The following is a 378-nucleotide window of genomic DNA, read 5'->3' as shown; positions in this document are numbered from 1 at the left end:
CTGCAGGACTTTATCGGTCCGCAGGCCTTGACCAAGATCTACAGTGAACTCTGATCCTATGTGTACGCCGAGTTGCACCGCGGTGATCTTCGACCTGGACGGCACGCTGGTGCAGACCCGGCTGGCATCGTGGGAGGTATTCCGCCCGATCAGCAGGCGGTTCGGTCTCGGTGTGGACACCGCGGAGGAGTTCTACGAGCTGTTCCAGAACAACTTCTTCGAAAGCCTGCGGGCGCTCTGTCGTGACCGGGCCACGGCGGATGAGGTGGAACGAGCGTTCCAGCAGGCGCTCGAATCCGACTACTCGCCGCCACTGATCCCCGGCATGGCCGATGTGGTGAAGGGCCTGGCCCCGCACTGCACCCTGGCCGTACTGTC

At 63.0% G+C, this 378-nt stretch carries 1 protein-coding gene; it reads left to right on the top strand.

What is annotated here, in order from left to right:
- Positions 1 to 82 precede the first annotated feature (82 nt).
- Positions 83 to 378, top strand: a 296-nt coding sequence (locus tag ABD323_RS43890) for an HAD family hydrolase (protein WP_344447593.1), incomplete at its 3' end; no start/stop codon positions are given.

It is taken from the genome of Kitasatospora nipponensis (assembly GCF_039528135.1).
GTDB lineage: Bacteria > Actinomycetota > Actinomycetes > Streptomycetales > Streptomycetaceae > Kitasatospora > Kitasatospora nipponensis.
The sequence above is the reverse complement of the archived record's forward strand: the minus strand, read 5'-3'. Positions and strand labels throughout refer to the sequence as shown.